The organism is Dysgonomonas sp. ZJ709 (genome assembly GCF_011039195.1).
Taxonomy (GTDB): domain Bacteria; phylum Bacteroidota; class Bacteroidia; order Bacteroidales; family Dysgonomonadaceae; genus Dysgonomonas.
Genome location: NZ_JAAKEM010000009.1, coordinates 120,553 through 138,332 on the forward strand (window position 1 = coordinate 120,553; position 17,780 = coordinate 138,332).

Annotated in this window: 16 protein-coding genes, 1 tRNA gene, 1 rRNA gene and 1 pseudogene; all 19 read right to left on the reverse strand. The window is 35.4% G+C overall.

Annotated features, from left to right (window positions below; genetic code table 11):
• Positions 1-76: 76 nt before the first annotated feature.
• Positions 77-1,996, reverse strand: coding sequence for a transcription termination factor Rho (gene rho / locus G7Y56_RS08550; protein WP_165042716.1), 1,920 nt, complete (start codon positions 1,994-1,996; stop codon positions 77-79).
• Positions 1,997-2,740: 744 nt separating this feature from the next.
• The gene (locus tag G7Y56_RS18580; RefSeq protein WP_255498692.1) at positions 2,741-3,223 is read right to left on the reverse strand and encodes a hypothetical protein; all 483 of its coding nucleotides are present in this window, start codon (positions 3,221-3,223) and stop codon (positions 2,741-2,743) included.
• 144 nt (positions 3,224-3,367) lie between these two features.
• Entirely contained in the window at positions 3,368-3,505 is a 138-nt protein-coding gene (locus G7Y56_RS18585; RefSeq protein WP_255498693.1) for a hypothetical protein, read from the reverse strand.
• 168 nt (positions 3,506-3,673) lie between these two features.
• Positions 3,674-4,153: a DinB family protein gene (locus G7Y56_RS08560; RefSeq protein WP_165042718.1), complete on the reverse strand. Its 480-nt coding sequence runs from the start codon at positions 4,151-4,153 to the stop codon at positions 3,674-3,676.
• Between the two features lie 149 nt (positions 4,154-4,302).
• The gene (locus tag G7Y56_RS08565; RefSeq protein ID WP_165042720.1) at positions 4,303-4,977 is read right to left on the reverse strand and encodes a hypothetical protein; all 675 of its coding nucleotides are present in this window, start codon (positions 4,975-4,977) and stop codon (positions 4,303-4,305) included.
• An 85-nt stretch (positions 4,978-5,062) separates the two neighbouring features.
• Positions 5,063-5,133 (reverse strand) — tRNA-Cys (locus G7Y56_RS08570).
• A gap of 101 nt (positions 5,134-5,234) precedes the next feature.
• On the reverse strand, positions 5,235-5,627 hold the full coding sequence (locus G7Y56_RS08575; RefSeq protein WP_165042724.1) for a septal ring lytic transglycosylase RlpA family protein: 393 nt from the start codon (positions 5,625-5,627) through the stop codon (positions 5,235-5,237).
• Between the two features lie 10 nt (positions 5,628-5,637).
• On the reverse strand, positions 5,638-8,592 hold the full coding sequence (locus G7Y56_RS08580) for a PEP/pyruvate-binding domain-containing protein (protein WP_165042725.1): 2,955 nt from the start codon (positions 8,590-8,592) through the stop codon (positions 5,638-5,640).
• A gap of 94 nt (positions 8,593-8,686) precedes the next feature.
• Entirely contained in the window at positions 8,687-9,142 is a 456-nt protein-coding gene (locus tag G7Y56_RS08585) for a DUF4293 domain-containing protein (protein ID WP_165026930.1), read from the reverse strand.
• Positions 9,143-9,146: 4 nt separating this feature from the next.
• Complete coding sequence (locus G7Y56_RS08590) at positions 9,147-9,479, reverse strand: DNA-directed RNA polymerase subunit omega (protein ID WP_165026932.1); 333 nt, start codon at positions 9,477-9,479, stop codon at positions 9,147-9,149.
• Positions 9,480-9,524: 45 nt separating this feature from the next.
• Positions 9,525-10,391, reverse strand: coding sequence for an outer membrane protein assembly factor BamD (locus G7Y56_RS08595; protein ID WP_165042726.1), 867 nt, complete (start codon positions 10,389-10,391; stop codon positions 9,525-9,527).
• 90 nt (positions 10,392-10,481) lie between these two features.
• On the reverse strand, positions 10,482-11,705 hold the full coding sequence (locus G7Y56_RS08600) for an aminotransferase class V-fold PLP-dependent enzyme (protein ID WP_165042727.1): 1,224 nt from the start codon (positions 11,703-11,705) through the stop codon (positions 10,482-10,484).
• A gap of 8 nt (positions 11,706-11,713) precedes the next feature.
• Entirely contained in the window at positions 11,714-13,054 is a 1,341-nt protein-coding gene (sufD, locus tag G7Y56_RS08605; protein WP_165042728.1) for a Fe-S cluster assembly protein SufD, read from the reverse strand.
• A complete protein-coding gene (gene sufC / locus G7Y56_RS08610; RefSeq protein ID WP_165042729.1) occupies positions 13,054-13,812 on the reverse strand; it encodes a Fe-S cluster assembly ATPase SufC in 759 nt (252 codons plus the stop codon). The genes sufD and sufC overlap by 1 nt, the downstream gene beginning before the upstream one ends.
• A 185-nt stretch (positions 13,813-13,997) precedes the next feature.
• Positions 13,998-14,761 (reverse strand): annotated as a pseudogene (xth, locus tag G7Y56_RS08615) (exodeoxyribonuclease III).
• The gene (locus G7Y56_RS08620; protein ID WP_165042730.1) at positions 14,761-15,819 is read right to left on the reverse strand and encodes an acyltransferase; all 1,059 of its coding nucleotides are present in this window, start codon (positions 15,817-15,819) and stop codon (positions 14,761-14,763) included. The pseudogene xth and the gene G7Y56_RS08620 overlap by 1 nt, the downstream one beginning before the upstream one ends.
• Before the next feature lie 34 nt (positions 15,820-15,853).
• Positions 15,854-16,627 carry an ABC transporter ATP-binding protein gene (locus G7Y56_RS08625; RefSeq protein ID WP_165026947.1) on the reverse strand — a complete coding sequence of 258 codons (774 nt, stop codon included), beginning with the start codon at positions 16,625-16,627 and terminating at the stop codon, positions 15,854-15,856.
• Positions 16,624-17,373 carry an ABC transporter permease gene (locus G7Y56_RS08630; RefSeq protein WP_165026949.1) on the reverse strand — a complete coding sequence of 250 codons (750 nt, stop codon included), beginning with the start codon at positions 17,371-17,373 and terminating at the stop codon, positions 16,624-16,626. Before G7Y56_RS08630 ends, G7Y56_RS08625 begins: the two co-directional genes overlap by 4 nt.
• A 320-nt stretch (positions 17,374-17,693) precedes the next feature.
• A 5S ribosomal RNA gene (gene rrf, locus G7Y56_RS08635) occupies positions 17,694-17,780 on the reverse strand; the annotation flags it as partial.

Below are 17,780 nucleotides of genomic sequence, written 5' to 3' on the forward strand. Positions count from 1 at the left end.
ATTTATAAGTAAAAAGAGCAAGAGTAAAGATATAATCCTTTCCATTGCTCTCCATAATATCTTAGTCGAAATCTTCTTAATCGTCATTCATAGAGATAAGGAATTCATCATTATTTATCGTCTTTCTTAATCTGTTTTCTAAAAACTGCATTGCTTCTACAGAATTCATATCAGACAAGAAATTACGAAGTACCCACATACGGCTTAATGTATCTTTACTTAATAGCAGATCATCGCGACGTGTACTAGATGCTATTATATCAACAGCCGGGAATATACGTTTGTTCGATAATTTACGGTCAAGTTGTAATTCCATATTACCTGTACCTTTAAATTCTTCGAATATCACATCATCCATTTTAGATCCTGTTTCAGTCAATGCTGTTGCGATGATCGTTAATGAACCTCCGTTTTCGATATTACGTGCTGCTCCGAAAAAGCGTTTAGGCTTGTGCAAGGCATTAGCATCCACACCACCGGTCAATACTTTACCCGATGCAGGTTGTACGGTATTGTATGCACGTGCTAGACGTGTAATAGAGTCAAGTAGAATAACAACATCATGACCACATTCTACCATGCGTTTTGCTTTATTGAGTACAATCTCTGCAATTTTCACATGACGGTCGGCTGGTTCGTCGAATGTAGAAGCGATCACTTCCGCATTTACGCTACGTTCCATATCAGTAACCTCTTCCGGGCGTTCGTCGATTAGAAGTACAATCATATATACTTCAGGGTGATTGTTTGCAATAGCATTAGCTACGTCTTTCAATAGAGTCGTCTTACCTGTTTTTGGCTGAGCTACAATCAAACCACGCTGACCTTTACCTATCGGAGAAAACAAATCAACTACGCGACACGATAAATTATCGTTACGTCCACTTGTCAATGTGAATTTCTCATCAGGGAAAAGCGGTTTCAAATGATCGAAAGGAACTCGGTCGCGAACTTCGTCCGGAGTGCGTCCGTTTATTCTATCTACTTTAACCAACGGAAAAAACTTCTCTGATTCTTTAGGAGGGCGAATCGGGCCTTCTACCACATCACCGGTTTTCAACCCGAATAAACGGATTTGAGATTGCGATATATATACATCGTCAGGCGAAGACATATAATTGTAATCCGATGAGCGAAGGAAACCATAGCCTTCCTGCATTATCTCAAGCACACCCGAAGCAGAAAGAATACCCTCAAAGTCAAATAGCTTTTCTTGAGGTTGATTATTTTGTCTTTGGTGTTGGTTGTTATTTTGCGATTGCTGTTTATTCTTCGATTGATTTACAGGTTCTTGTACTATTTCAATCGGTGCAACGTCCTGATCGACTTCGAGTGGTGCTAATAAAGGCAATCCTTCTATAATCGGAGCAGGCTCTTGTTCTCTTTGTTTGTTTGAACGGAAAACCAGCTGAGTTGGTTTGCTTCCCGATTGGGGTTGTACCTGCGGTTGAACTGGTTGCGGTTGTGGCTTATTCTCTACTACAGCCGAAACCGGTGCAGTATTTTCTTTCACTTCAGAAGTATTTTTCTTTACAATAATATCTTTCTGAGCTTTTTTCGCTTCTTGTGGTTGAACAGACTTTTCAGCAGGAGCTTTAACTTCTGGTTGAATTTCCGTTTTAGTCTCCGGTTGAATTATTTTCTCCTGTACAGGCTTGGCTTCTGCTTGTGGTTGAGCCTTTACCTTTTCTTTATTTTCGGTCTTAACCTCTTTTTTCTCAGCAACAACAGGTGTCTTCTTTTCCTGAGATGCTGGTTTTGCAGGCTTATTCTTGCCTGCTGCAAAAGCTTTTTTCTTTTGCTCTATTCTGTCTTCGCTTTGATAGCTTTCAGAATTCTTGTTGCGAGCTTCAGAAATAGCTTGCTCATCGAGAATTTTATAGATAAGTTCGTCCTTTTTGTATGCATCAGGACGTCTTATGCCAAGCTCTTTTGCGATAGTTCTTAGTTCGATAGTGAGCTTTTCGTTAAGCTCAAGAATATTGTATATACGCATGTATAACTATGTTTATATTTATTTGATTCATTTATTGGGAAAGAGGGATATACTTTGGTAAAAGCTTACGATATAATTAATTTGAACAAAAAATTTAAGGACTAAAATCGAGACAATCTTATAATTGATTTCTATTCATCTCAAAAGTTTGTAAGGAAGTCTCAGCGATCACTACTTCGTGAACATTACGAGAAACTTTGTATTTATGGTTTTTATATAAAATTTCAGTACTATGCTATATCAAAATAGCGCATTACCTAAATTGATATTGATAACCAATACTTAAATCTTCGGATAAAAATAAATGAGAGAGCCTTCTGTTTTCACCAAAATAGAATATCGTCTCCTTTTAAAATTATGATATCTAGCTTTACCAAATTATAAATGATTATAAGCATTCATTTATATTATTTGTATAATGGTAAAATATATAATGGAGTTTAATTATTCATTTTGGAATTGCAAAGCTATTACATTTTTTTCTTATTTCAAAATTAATACACAACATGTTTAGTTATAAATATCACAATTTTGACATTTTCTTTATAATTATTGTGAAAAATGAATTTACACATGTAATACTTCTATACTTAGCTCTTTAGCCGGAGCACTATTTACGATAAAACAATCTTTCCTTTCCATAAAACAGCTATAAATTAGAATTAAATAAATGGAAATTGTGGTTTAACATATACGATTTTCAGATATAACGCATTATTATCGGTATATTGTGGAGCAACCATGTTATTTATCTTTTAATTGATCCTTAATTTCACTTATTTCTTTACGCAATGACTTATTTTCCTTATCCATCTCTATCACATACAAAGTCAACTCTTCTATTTTTTGTAGTAATTTTATTTGCATATTACCAACATCGATTCCGGTTTCTTCTACTTCTGTTTCGGAAGGAATATTAGGTAAATGTCCGTATTCATTAATGTGTGTTTCAACTTCAGTAAGAGTTTTCAGATCGTAATTTGGTTTGAAAACAAAATCAGCCCATCCTGTGGCTTCTATTTTCACCTCTTTGGCTCGGATAGTGCCATTGACATCTAATTCATGTAAAGGCTTAGATGTATTTATTCCTATTTTGCCATCATGAGTAATACGCATTCTTTCTTCTAGCCCTATAGTTTCGGTAGTCCATCCACCCAAATGATTAGTGTAAAAAACTAGGTGTGTTTTTTGCACCAAAGCTCCCATTGCATTTTCACCTTCATACATGTTATACCTTTCTCCTGCAATACGAGCTCCGACTTGATATTGTACTCTATCCCTGAATCCCGAAAAATCTAAATATAAGGTACCGCTTCTAGCCCCAACAGGGACATATCTATTTCCAAGAGTATTCCCCTCCTGCCATCCACTTCATCCTATTATGATTCCTGCTTCATAATTACGATTCCAAGTACCATTCACTTGTGCATTTCCATTAATTATCTGATTTTGGCCATATACAACCAAACATACCATCACAAGAATCAAAAATATTACCGTTTTTTTCACATCATTAAAATTTAAGGTTTGTACTATACTTGATATTTTCTCGCTATATATAATTAATTTTACTGCAATGTACAAAAGTGTATGCAATCTTAAAGTTTAAAATATAAAGATATGTAAAAAGACAGCTACTTAGCAGTAGCTGTCTTTTTATAATACCCAATTATGATATCAGTTATTGATCAATTCATCAATCTCGTCAAGATGAAGTTCTAAATGCCTAAGATAGTCCATAATCATATCTTTCAGACTTACTTCTTTTCCCGGAGCAGAAATCCATTTGCAATCAAGTTTATCCGGATCGACATTCTTCATAACATGTATTATATGCAGATTACTATATTTCCATAATTGTACTAATAGAAACCAGTCTTCTTTCTGATAATTTTGTATTGCAATCCACCTGTCGTTATTTCCATTTGTAGCATAATTCGGAAAGATTAAAGGATTTTCATTATACTGCAAATGAATGATACGATGGAGATTATTAGATGCCGAATCAATCATATGACCAGTAATCTGTTTTATTGTGCGATTCTGACAATTTCTTTTCAACGCTACAACTTCTGCATCTAATGCGGATAATTTAATTTCCCATTTCGAAACCAGTTCAAAAACCCCTTCAGTTATTACTGCAAATTCCTGTATCATATTGTTATTAATTAGAGAGTGAATTTATGCTACAAATATAATTATCTATACAAATAGTAGTGTCAGAAATTATTGAATAATTTCTGACACACCCTAAAATATATAAACTGGAATTTTATGCGCAAACAATGCGCAAGTTTTAAGTTTGGTTACTTATCCTCCAACTCTTTTACTCGTTTCTCCAATTCTGAGTTTTTTTTATCCTGCTCTATTATGTACAAAGTCAGCTCCTCTATTTTTTGTAAAAGTTTTGCTTGCATCTCTCCTATACTAATGCCATTCTCTTTTACTTCTATTTCAGAAGGAATATCCGGAAGATGTTTATTTTCTATTATATGATTTTCTACTTCTGACAATGTAGGTAATTTATAGTCTTCAGCGAAAACAAAGTCTGCCCATCCTGTTGCTTCTATCTTTACTTCTTTGGCACGGATAGTACCATTAACATCTAACTTGGAAGTAGGTTGAGCAATCCCAATGCCAACACTACCATCTGCTCTGACTACAAACGCTTCATTAAACTCTTTAGTATTCCAATGTGTTGTACCGATAATTAGCCTGTCACTATTATCCGCTACATCTCCGATATTTATTCTTAAATCGGTGAAATCTTGTTTTGACGTATATTTAGCCAACCAAACATGGTCAGTACCATTGTTAATCCCTTCCAAATATAGTTTAGATCCTTCTCCCCACTTATTTGTAATATCCTTTCCAATATGAATATCGCCTGCCGTAGTTAAAGCACCATTGATCTCTTGATTTTGCGCTACTATTCTACAAGCAATTATCAATAAAGCTGTCAATAACATTATTTTTTTCATCTTATTAATATTTAAAGTTTTAGAGAAAATAGATTTAAAAGTCTTAGGAAAAATAAAGCCTTGATAATTTTATTATCAAGGCTTGAGGTTCCTGGCGGATTCGAACCGCCGTAAACGGTTTTGCAGACCGGCGCCTAGCCACTCGGCCAAGGAACCATTATTGAGTTAGCGAGTGCAAAGATAAAGCATTTTATTGATGAAACAAGTTTTAGAGAAAATTTTATTTAACTATTTATTGTTGATGTATCAAAATCCATTCATTTACTTACAGTTACTGAATCCGATAAAGGTATCATATACAAGCTATCCTGATATACACTTACTTCAACAGAAACAACACCATGGCGAACCATATCCAATTCTTTAGCGGCCGCGTACGAAATATCAATTATCCGCTTTTTCGCAAAAGGACCCCTATCTATAACTTTCACCACCACCTCTTTGTCATTCTTCATATTTTTCACTTTAAGTAATGTACCAAAAGGATAAGTACGATGGGCACAGACTAGACTATCTTTTTTATAAATAATACCACTTGCGGTTTTTCTATTATTCAGCCGCTTACCATAGTAAGTTGCTAGCCCTATATCCTGAGCTTTCAGGCATAATACAAAGAAGAAAAGGAATATAACAAAGAAAAGTCTTTTCATATAATATAGTTTACTCAGGTTTCAATACAACACCAATTTTTTTCTTCCCGTCTATTTTTATTACAGTCGGTTGTGAAAAACGAATATGACGAATATATTCAGTTTCATAAACACTTGGTTGCGAATTCAGGAAATCTTCGTCAAATATACAATCATCTTTTAAATAATTATTGATTGAGAAATACCCCACCCCAAATGATGTTAGATTCTGAAAAAAGTGTGTACCCTGACTTGGTTCAATATTATAGTTATTCAGCCCTATTTCGACCAACACCCTGGCATTACTTATCTGAGACCATTTGACCGGAATACCCAGCCAAGGATCACTACTACCCCATCGTCCGGGACCAACTAATATATACGTTTTATCTTCATTCAAAAAACGTCTGTTTATCTCATCGATCTCTACCGCAATCTTTGGGTTATTTCCCGCATTAAAATCTTTGGTTTTTACATATACGATATCATATACATCGTTAGATATACCATGACCTAATACATTGCTGGAATACAATATTGATTTGTCTAAACTTATCTTTGAGAAATCTTCGCTTGATAATTCTTTATTCTGCACTATTGGTCGTATTTGCAATAAATAGAAACAACCGCTACCATCTTTATTCAGATCGGCAGCAAATTCTATTTCGACGGCTCGTCCCATTCCTTCCTGACCTATTTTCAACGTTTGCTTCAAAATTTCGGTCAAGGGGAATATATCATTCTGCAATATGTTGGTAAACGATATTATCTTACGCCCTGTTTCATAATAGCCATCATATATAATCTGATCGACAGGCTCATAAGTAGATGCAATATAACGTATAGAATCATCCTTTTCAGCATCTTTGATAGATAGCTTTAATAAGTTAAACCCATCGTTTGTAGAAAACTCTTTCTTCGTATCATGCAAATCCAAAGCATAGAAAAAGCGTTGAGTATCACGAAGCGCAAAGTCTAAGGTGCTTAATTGCACTATATTATTAGGATGATAGGGAGAAAAGCGCAGACTAACTCCACCATCGACAATGTATTTCCCCAGACCTAAAACAATATTAGCGATCCCTTCTTCGGCTTTTTCGTTTCCTAATGGGTAAAAGTTCAACGATCGAGCTACACCCGATAATGTAGGATAGAAATGATTATCATAACGCGTGCCAACTGTTTCCTGCAATACAACAGCCATTTTTTCCTGATCTATGAGATTCTGAGTAGCTACCATATAGGTTTTACTATCTTTATAGAAAACCGAAGCGTAAACAGCTTTAATAGCCTTAGTCATAAAACGCAACGTCTCATATTTATCATCCAAAGAAGGAATCATATACGTAGAATACACACCTGCGAATGGCTGATAGTGAGAATCCTCAAGCAAACTGGACGAACGAACAGCAATAGGTGCTTTTACAACCTCAAGAAAAGCCATAAAATCCTCAATAAGTCGCTCAGGTAAGCTAGCCTTCAAAAAATAACGAAGAATCTCATCATCCGATTTATCCGATAAAGCAATTGGATATAAATCGTTGGTTTCCATAAATTCGTCAAAAATATCCGTACACAAAACAACTGTGCGCGGTATTCGAACAAGCGTATTCGCATATTCGTTCAACTCCACATGATCTTTCACGATATTATCCATAAAAGCAATACTGCGCCCCTTGCCGCCTATAGATCCCTCTCCGATACGAACAAAGTTAGAAAACTCATCAAACCGATCTTTATCAAAAACAGCTACTATACCCGAATTTTTAATGCGTCTATATTTTATAATAGCATCATAAATCACTTGCCGGGCATCCTCTACATTATGAAAATCGGAAGTATCGAGCTTTTTCAACCATTCGGCAATCGGGAAAATGGCACGGGAATAGAAAAAGCGTGAAAAATGGTTACGAGACATATGATAAACCAAAGACTCTGTTGGTATCTCGAATATTTTTTTCTGCAACTCCTTCAAATTACGAATATGGCATATTTCCTCATTTGTTGCCGGATCAATTATCACAAAATCACCAAATCCGAAATTATTGATGATTTGCTTCCTTAAGTCCAATGGAAAGCTTTTCGAATTTTTATCAATAAAACTGCAATCCAGTTCATCAGCATATACTTTGTTCGATATTTCAGAAGAAGTAAAAACGACAGGAACAAATCGGTCCTGCTGTTTTATCCATTTGGCCAGATTATAGCCGGCAAGCATATCTTTCTCTCCATCGTGCAGATAACTCATATCAGAAACAATTCCTAATATATTATTACCATATTTCTCGTATATCTCGACTGCCTCTTCGTATGTACGGGCAAGCATCACTTTAGGTCGACCACGCATGCGGAGCATCTGCTGGTGATCATTTAGAGCCTCTTTCGAGAAGTTTTTAGACTCCTCGAGCACTATCTTGAACAAAGTAGGCAATGCCGAAGAATAGAACCGTACAGAGTCCTCTACCAGTAATATGGTTTGAACCCCAACACTCTCCGTATCATGCTCGGCATTCATGGCATCTTCTATCAGTTTTATAATAGCTAATAGCAAATCAGGATTCCCCAACCAACTGAAAACGTAATCGACCGACGATAAATCTTCCTGAGACAATCGCTTCGAAACCTCTCTCGAAAAAGGAGTCAAAACCACAAAAGGAATATCTGCATGCTTGGCTTTTGCGAGACGAGCCGTAGAGAATATATCCAAATCGTCCATGTTCGGCATCTGGATTATCAACTCATAATGATTTGTCTCTAATTCGACCAATGCTTCCGCTTCAGTTACTACTTGTGTAAAACGAGGCGGATAGCGCAAATTGAGCGACATATATTCATTGAATATCTGCTCATCTATACGCCCATCATCTTCTAAGATAAAAGAGTCATATTTAGTTGCAACCAACAAAACATTATAGATACGTTTGTTCATCAGGTTGGCGAATGAAGTGTCTTTAAAGCGGAATTCTTTTATATCAGGTATATTCATCTTATTGAGATTATGAGACAAATATAATGATAAAAAAAGAAGCTGAATGCGCAATATGCATTCAGCTTCCATATAAATTTATTTTGTGGTCGTTTTATCGTATTCTGTCTAGCGACTTAATCAGCTTTTCATCAGCCTTTATCTTCACTGTAGCCAGAATATTAAATATTAAAGCTATTATCGGTAAAATAATGCCATGGCTTATTTTCAAAAAAGTAGCCTGCAAAGCACTCATACCTGTATATAAGTAGATTGCAAAAGTTATGTAAAAGAAAATGATAAGTAATGTATTGAGATTACATAGTTTTATCTGCATCTTTCTTTTCTTAAATAAAAATATACTGATACAAGCCAGCAAAGTACTTAGAGCAGCAAATGTTATTACTCCCCATGTAGGATATACAGCACTTCCTGCCTCATATATTCCGCAAGAGAGAAACACCAACACTCCCTCTGCGTCAGTATTTAGAACTACCAAAGAGCTAAACACAGTTACAGCCATCAAAATGGCTGTAAGCAGTAAGTATATAGATTGGATACGTTGTATCATTTATTCAAAAGTTATCTTTATCCTTATTAGGATTCCTGTAATAAAGTTTTCCCTCTGTATATTCTTGTGCAGCGATCAAAGTTGCTTTTGGCAATTTCTCATAATAACGAGAAATTTCAATTTGTTCTCTGTTCTCAAATACCTCTTCCAAATTATCGTTGTAAGATGCAAATTCCTGTAGCTTCTTGTCCAAATCCTGTTTCATCTCAACAGCTATTTGGTTCGCACGCTTAGAAATAATTCTTACAGTTTCGTACACATTACCAGTATCAGCCGATAGTTCCATCATATCTCTGGTAATAGTATTATTAGCTGCATTTGATTTTCTGTAATCCATAACTATTTATTATTTATATTGAAGTCCTTTAATATACTTGTTTTCTTATTTTTTGTCTGCCGGAGCAACTTGCTCCACCTCTACTGCTTCGCTAGTCGCTTCATCAATATCTTGTCCTAATGCTTTCAACGCCTGGCGATAGAAGCGTTCCGATTCCTTTAAGTATTTTCCTGTCGGGAACATGTTCTTATAGTTAAAATGTTCATCCATAAGATTTCTGTAACGTACAGGTTTTTTCTCTTCGATACTTTGTGATGCCAATTCAAATCGAGCTCTAACAATCAAGAATTGCAATTCTTCTGCATATACAGAGAAAGGGTAATTCTTCAATGCTTCACGAGCCGTAACTACACAAGACTCATAGTTATTCCCCAAGTAAAGACCTAAATTAAAATAAAGGCGAGAGGCTAAAAATTCTTTATATGCCAATTTTTCCTGAAGTTCAAACATATAATTCTGAGCAGCAGGAGCTTTATCACTTTGAGGATAATATTCTAAGAAGTTTTGAAATTCCTGAATCGATTTCAATGTACTGGTCTGATCCAGTCGGGCATCGGGCGAATCGAGATATAGCCCATATGCCGCATTATATCGGGCTAACTGGGTATATTCTCCTTTAGGGAATTTATTATAATAACGGGTATAGTACTGAGTAGATGTTATATAATCTTTATTGTAAAAATATGCCTGAGCCAACAGGAATAAGATCTCTTGTTCTTTCGACGAACCTGTATAAGTCGGTAGAATTTCCTCTAACAAGGAGGTCGTTCTTCCAAACTTCTGTTCATCAAAATACTTTTTAGCATAGGTGTATTTGAGCTCCGGGTCTCTACTTTTGAGAATCTTATTGTATTCCCCGCAAGAAGCCAATATTAACACCAATAAAAAAGCGCACAGGATCCTAGTTTTCATTCTATATCGAAATTAGTTTGCAAATGTACGTAAAGCTTTTATAATTTGAAAAAAAACTTTTACAATTATCTATTTTCTAGTATATATTTGTTAATTGGCAAACATCGTAACTACACGTTTTATGCCGGCAACAAGTATATCTATTTCTTCTTTTGTATTGTAGAATGCAAACGAGGCTCTCACTGTGCCCTCTACACCAAGCTCTTCCATCAAAGGTTGCGCACAATGGTGTCCGGTACGAACGGCTATTCCCATTTTATCTAAAAGCATTCCCATATCATAATGATGTATATTATTAACTAAAAAAGATATTACACTACTCTTATGATCAGAGGTGCCATATATCCGTAACCCATCTATTTTAGTCAATTCATCAGTACAATATTGTAATAACTCATCTTCATATACTTTTATTGAGTCGAGCCCTATATTTTTTATGTATTTTATTGCAGTAGCTGTTGCTATCACATCAACGTAGTTAGGTGTTCCGGCTTCGAACTTAAACGGTAATTCATTGAAAGTAGTCCCTTTAAACGAAACAGTACCGATCATTTCTCCCCCACCCTGATAAGGAGGCATTTTATTTAATAATTCTTCTTTTCCATAAAGAACACCTACACCCGTAGGCCCGTAGAGCTTATGTGCAGAGAAAACAAGAAAATCACAATCAAGTTTCTGCACATCTACTTCAAGGTGTTGCACAGCCTGAGCAGCGTCTATCAATACAGGGATATTCCGTTTATGAGCAATTTCGATAATCTCGTCAACAGGATTTATGGTCCCTAAGACATTCGATACATAAGTAACGGAAATAAGTCGGGTTTTGGGTGAAATGAGTTTCTTTAGTTCATCCAACTTCAACTCTCCCTTCTCATTTATCGGAACAACACGCAATTTTATTCCCCTGATAGACTCCTGTAGTTGCCAAGGCACAATATTGGCATGATGTTCCATTGCCGATATAATTATTTCATCGCCTTCGGCACAAAATTGCTGACAGAAGCTATGAGCAACCAAATTGATAGACTCGGTCGTCCCTTTAGTAAATATGACTTCGTGATTATGCTTTGCATTAACGAATGATTGTACCACATTACGGGCATCTTCAGCCAGATCGGTAGCCTGCTGACTTAAATGATGTACACCACGATGCACATTGGCATTCGTGGTGTAATATACATTTTCTATTTCTTCTACTACGCACTTGGGTTTTTGAGTGGTAGCTCCGTTATCTAAATAGATAAGTGGCTTACCATATATCCGAGTAGAAAGAATAGGGAAATCTTCTCTTATCTTTTTAATATCTAATTTCATAACATCAGTTATTTACATACTGCACAATTACCACATCGTGCCGATTCTCCTCTGAATCGTTTTTCGACAAGATCCAGTAATCTCTCCTTTAGACTAGGAATACGCACATGCTCCAAAACATCCGCTGTAAACGCTTGCATAAGTAACAAGCGGGCCGCCTCTTTCGATATTCCGCGCGAGCGCAAATAAAACAGTGCTTCTTCGTCTAATTGACCCGTAGTCAGTCCATGCGAACATTTTACGTCGTCAGCATATATTTCAAGTTGTGGTTTAGAGTACATATGAGCATTAGGCGACGAACACAAATTATTGTTCGTCTGATAAGCTAATGTTTTTTGTGCATCTTTTTCTACTAGAATACGACCACAAAACGAACCTACAGATTCGTCCTGAAGAACATATTTGAACAACTGTGTACTCTGACAATGAGGTACCGCATGATCTAAGAATGCAAAATTATCTACATATTGTTTTCTATCGGCAATCACCATTCCACAGATATAAACATCAGCATGTTGACCAGCCAATTTCACATGATAATTATTGCGGGTCACGCCACAATTTAATGTTATATTATTGACCAATACATTCGACGATTCTTCCTGATACACGTATGTTGAAGCTAGACGTGTCACTTTATCCGAATTCTCTTCCAATTCGTAAAAATCAACAATCGCATTTCTCCCGGCAAATATTTCTGTAACTTGCGTAGCCAAGAAATGAGATTCATCGACCGTATGATCACAACCTAAAAGTTTTACTTGTGCATCATCTTCTGCAATAATGAGTATGCGACGATTAACCAGATAATTATGTTCACTCTTTAATATATTGATTAACTGAATTGGTTTTTCAAGTATAACCCCCTTGGGTACATATACAACGAAACCATCCTGTGCAAACATTGTATTAAATGCAGCGACACTATTAGCATCTATATTAGCAGCCTGTCCGTAATATTTCGCAAAAACAATGGGCTGTTCTTCGGCAAACTGTTTCAAACTACCAACAAAAACCCCCTTCGGATAATTCATAACCGGCAGATGCTCTTTATGGAACAAGTCGTTTAATACGAAGTACAAATTTGTAGACATATTGGGCACTTCGCACATCAAATTCACATAAGGATTACCTGTAAATGGCACACGGTTAAGATTTAAGCCAAAATCGGGCATAAACTCTGCTGATATATCTATATACTTGTAATCTTCTTGTTTTTTTGTCGGAAATCCTTGTTTTTTAAAAGCCTCAAAAGCTTTATCTCGGAGATTATTCATTCCCGGTGCCGATTTGGCATCTATCACTTTTCGGTGTTGGGTGAATAAATCTATATATTGAGTTTCTATCATTACTGAAATTCTTTAATAATAAAATCGTAACCTTTTTCTTCTAATTCCAATGCCAATTCAGGACCGGCACTGCGTACTATACGCCCTTTGTAAAGCACATGTACAAAGTCTGGCTTGATATACTCTAATAAGCGTTGATAATGGGTAATAACTACCGTGGCATTATCTTTACTTCTCAGCTTATTCACGCCCGCAGCAACAATACGGAGAGCATCGATGTCCAGACCAGAGTCTGTCTCATCCAGAATTGCTAATTTAGGCTCAAGCATAGCCATTTGGAATATCTCGTTACGTTTTTTCTCTCCACCCGAAAATCCCTCGTTAACAGAACGTCCTGCTAAGTCTTTATCCAGTTCTACTAATTCTCTCTTCTCTTTAAGAAGCTTTAGAAAATCAGAAGCCGATACCGGATCTAATCCTTTATGCTTACGTATCTCGTTTAGCGCTGCACGCATAAAGTTAGTCATGCTAACACCTGGTATTTCAACCGGATACTGAAAGCTAAGAAACAGGCCTTCGCGAGCTCTTTCTTCCGGATCCATATCTAGTAAGTCGTGACCTCTAAAAATCATGTCTCCTTCTGTTACTTCATAATTAGGATTTCCGACAAGAACCGAAGCCAATGTGCTTTTTCCGGCACCATTGGGTCCCATTATAGCATGTATTTCGCCTTCGTTCACTTCAAAGTCTAATCCATTCAATATTTCTTTGCCTTCAATACTAGCACGTAAATTTTTTATACTTAATAAATTCGCCATTATAACTAATAATTTAATTGAACCCTCTAACTTTCAAGTCAGTACATAAAAGAGGGCATGTAATACACTATTCAGATAATTCAAAATCTTGATTCAAGACTCAAATACACTACAATTTTAACAAATAAATAGGACAAAAGTTCTATTTATGAGAGACTATCTATGATATATAAAATCGATAAGAACTAAATATCCATTTCAACCACAACAGGGCAATGATCAGAATAATAAATTTCATTCAATATTCTCGCACTTTTAAGACGCTCCCTGGCTGCTTCGGTTATTATATGGTAATCTATACGCCAACCCAGATTTTTACCTCTTGCGCCAGCTCTGTAACTCCACCAACTATATTTTTCAGCACTTTGGTCATACACACGAAATGTGTCGATCATCCCAGTCTCAATAAATTCATCAAACCACTGACGTTCTTCAGGCAAGAATCCCGAACTTTTAGTATGGCGCTCCGGGTGATTGATATCTATGGGCTTGTGACAAATATTATAATCGCCACAAATTAACAAATTGGGTCTTTCTTTTCGCAATTCATTTATAAAATCGGTGAAATGCCTAAGGAATTCCATTTTGAAATCCTGACGAATGTCTCCCATTGTTCCCGAAGGGATATAGACACAAACAACTGTCATGTCACCATAATCGGCTCTTAAAACACGACCTTCGCAATCATAACAGTCCATATCCATACCTATCTTTACAAAATCGGGTTTCCGCTTTGTCAAAATAGCAACGCCACTATAACCTTTTTTTTTGCAGGGTGGAAATAAGAGTGATATCCCATCGATTGTATGGTAAGAAGATCTATCTGATCTTCTTGTGCTTTAATTTCCTGCAAACAAAGGATATCAGGAGACTCCTGCTCCATCCATTCGAAAAGGCCTTTGCTAACAGCAGCACGTATTCCATTTACATTATATGAAATTATCTTCATTATATTTTAGATTTAGATAAAGGGTATATTTTATTCATGAAATATTTGTTCAATTTAGGATAAATAATCAGTTCAACTATATACGAAAAAAAGAAGCAAATGAATGTATAGATAGAATAACGTATGTAAATATTTTCTATAGTTAAATATCTGGCTGTTACAACTAAAAAATAATGAGATATGTATATACAATACGAAATACTTGCAAAAATTTTAAAAAAACCAATTGTATAATCAAAAAATATCCATTTCATTTTATACCAGATAAAAGCAATAAATATAATTATAAGAATTGAAGATAGTGCTGCTAATTCTAAAAAAGGAGTGTATACCCAGATATAGTTTCTATGAAACAGCATTACACATAATTTCATAATAGCCATACTACAAACAATCGATCCTATGGGAATTATTAATTTTTTCAAATAAAATTTCCCCTCACTAAAATACATTTTAGCTAAATCAGCTCCTAGCCACCAAATAGAGCTAAACATTAATACTCGAAAAAGCCAAAATGGGTGAAGAACGTAAAAAATAGTAGCAAAAATACTTCCAATATATATTAGGTGAGATATATCCTTTTTAATCTTATTTCTGACAAAGAAAAAAAGCATGTAATACCACCATTCGTAAGAAAGTGACCACAAAGGCGAATTCCCCAAATAGGTATCGCAGATATTTCCCATATAATAGCCAAAGTCTTGGAGCATAAAAATATTGCCCAATAATTCTGACCATTTAAATTTTTGAAAAAAATTCCCGTAATATATAAATAACAAAGAATTAACCACAAAAATAATTATAAGCGGTATATAAATACGAAAGAATCGCTTAAGAAAGTAAAGTTTAAATGTTTTATTTTTAGACTTTTCAAATGAAATCTGTATAACAAATCCAGATAAAATGAAAAAAACCATTACTGGAACAATTCCATAATCGTAGAGATTAACTGAACCTATTTTAAGTGGTACTAAAACCTTTTCTAAATGGGATACTAGAACTAGAATAGCTGCAAAACCTCTTATAGCTTCTAGTTTTGCTATTTTACCATTGATCATAGAATTTCGTATAAAATAAAATCAATTCATTTAACTATGTCAACTTGATACCAGTATTCTCGGCAGCTTTGACTTTCTTAAATAAATCGGAAGCAAATACAAAGTCATTAAAGTCCTCGTTGGTAGAAGACATTACATCGTCACTAGTTCCTTGCCATTCGAGATTTCCTTCTTTTATAAAATTAATCTTCTCCCCAATATTCATTACCGAGTTCATATCATGGGTATTGATTATGGTAGTTATATTATATTCCTTCGTTATATCATGTATCAATTCGTCGATAACCAAAGATGTTTGAGGATCGAGTCCTGAATTTGGCTCATCACAAAATAGATATTTCGGATTCAATGATATAGCACGAGCTATTGCAGCACGTTTCATCATTCCCCCACTTATTTCGGATGGATATAGATGGCCAGCATCACTTAGATTCACTCTTTCGAGACAAAATTGAGTACGTTTAGCTTGTTCACTTTTCGATAAGCCCGAAAACATCATCAAAGGAAAGTTTACATTCTCAGATACGGTCATAGAATCAAACAAAGCCGATCCTTGAAAAATCATTCCCATTTCTTGACGAAGTTGTTTTACGTCCGATGATGACATCTTTGGTAAGTCCCGCCCATCGTATAATATCTGACCTGAAGTTGGACGCATTAATCCAACCAAATTTTTCACAAGAACCGTTTTACCCGAACCGCTTTGACCTATAATCAAGTTCGTTTTGCCCGCTTCAAAAACTATGCTTATTCCTTTCAAAACCATTCTACCATCGAATGATTTTTCTAAATCTTTTACTTCTATCATGACATCATCAATTGAGTAATTAGTAAGTCGGCTATTAAGATAAGGATACTACTCATCACTACCGAATCGGTACTAGCTTTACCTACATCCAAAGAGCCTCCTTTTGCATGATAACCATAGTATGAAGAGACAGAGGATATTATAAAAGCGAAAACAACCGTCTTTGCCAGCGCATACCAAATATAGAATTGTTTAAAGAAAGACTGTAATCCATATTGAAATGTATCAGCTGGCATTATCTGTCCGATTATACATACTGCAAAACCACCGACGACACCAAAGAACATACTCAGAACAACCAAAACAGGAATAAAAGTCATCAAGCCTGTAATCTTAGGTAGAATAATATAATTAGCTGAATTAACACCCATTATTTCGAGAGCATCAATCTGCTCTGTTACCTGCATTGTCCCAATCTCGGATGCAATATTAGATCCTACTTTTCCGGCCAGAATAAGACACATAATCGTAGAAGAAAACTCGAGGATCAAAATCTCACGAGAAACATAACCGACTGTGTAACGAGGCATAAAAGGGGAATCAATATTCAATTTTATTTGCACAACAATTACTGCACCAATAAAAAATGAAATAATAACCACAATCCAAATAGAATTAACACCCAACTTACTTATTTCGTCAAGATATTGACGAAAGAATACACTCCATCGTTGGGGTTTTGTAAAGACTTTTCGTAAAAGGAGAGCGTACTTTCCTAGCTTTTCTAACAGAGAAATTAAAAACATATTTCAAATATTTCTTTTTTCAAAACTCATAAATCTACACAAATATACAACAAAAAAAGAGTAGTTGAGTTCACAAATGAACCATTTACTATAATCTATTAGGTAACAATTAATTAAATTTAAAAAAAATATCTGCAAGATGATTTTACAGAAGATGGCATTGTGCAATTCTTCTTGCTTTTTCTTTCTATATCTCTTATCTAACTATATTTTCACATTTCTTGTTATGTATTAGTGTTAGTTTTATGTTTTCGTGAGTAGTGTATTGTATATAACGAATAAGCGCCTGTAGTATTTCTACTAGAGGCGCTCTTGCTTAAAGACGGCGGTAACCTACTCTCCCACATAATTGCAGTACCATCGGCACGATTGGGCTTAACTTCTCTGTTCGGAATGGGAAGAGGTGG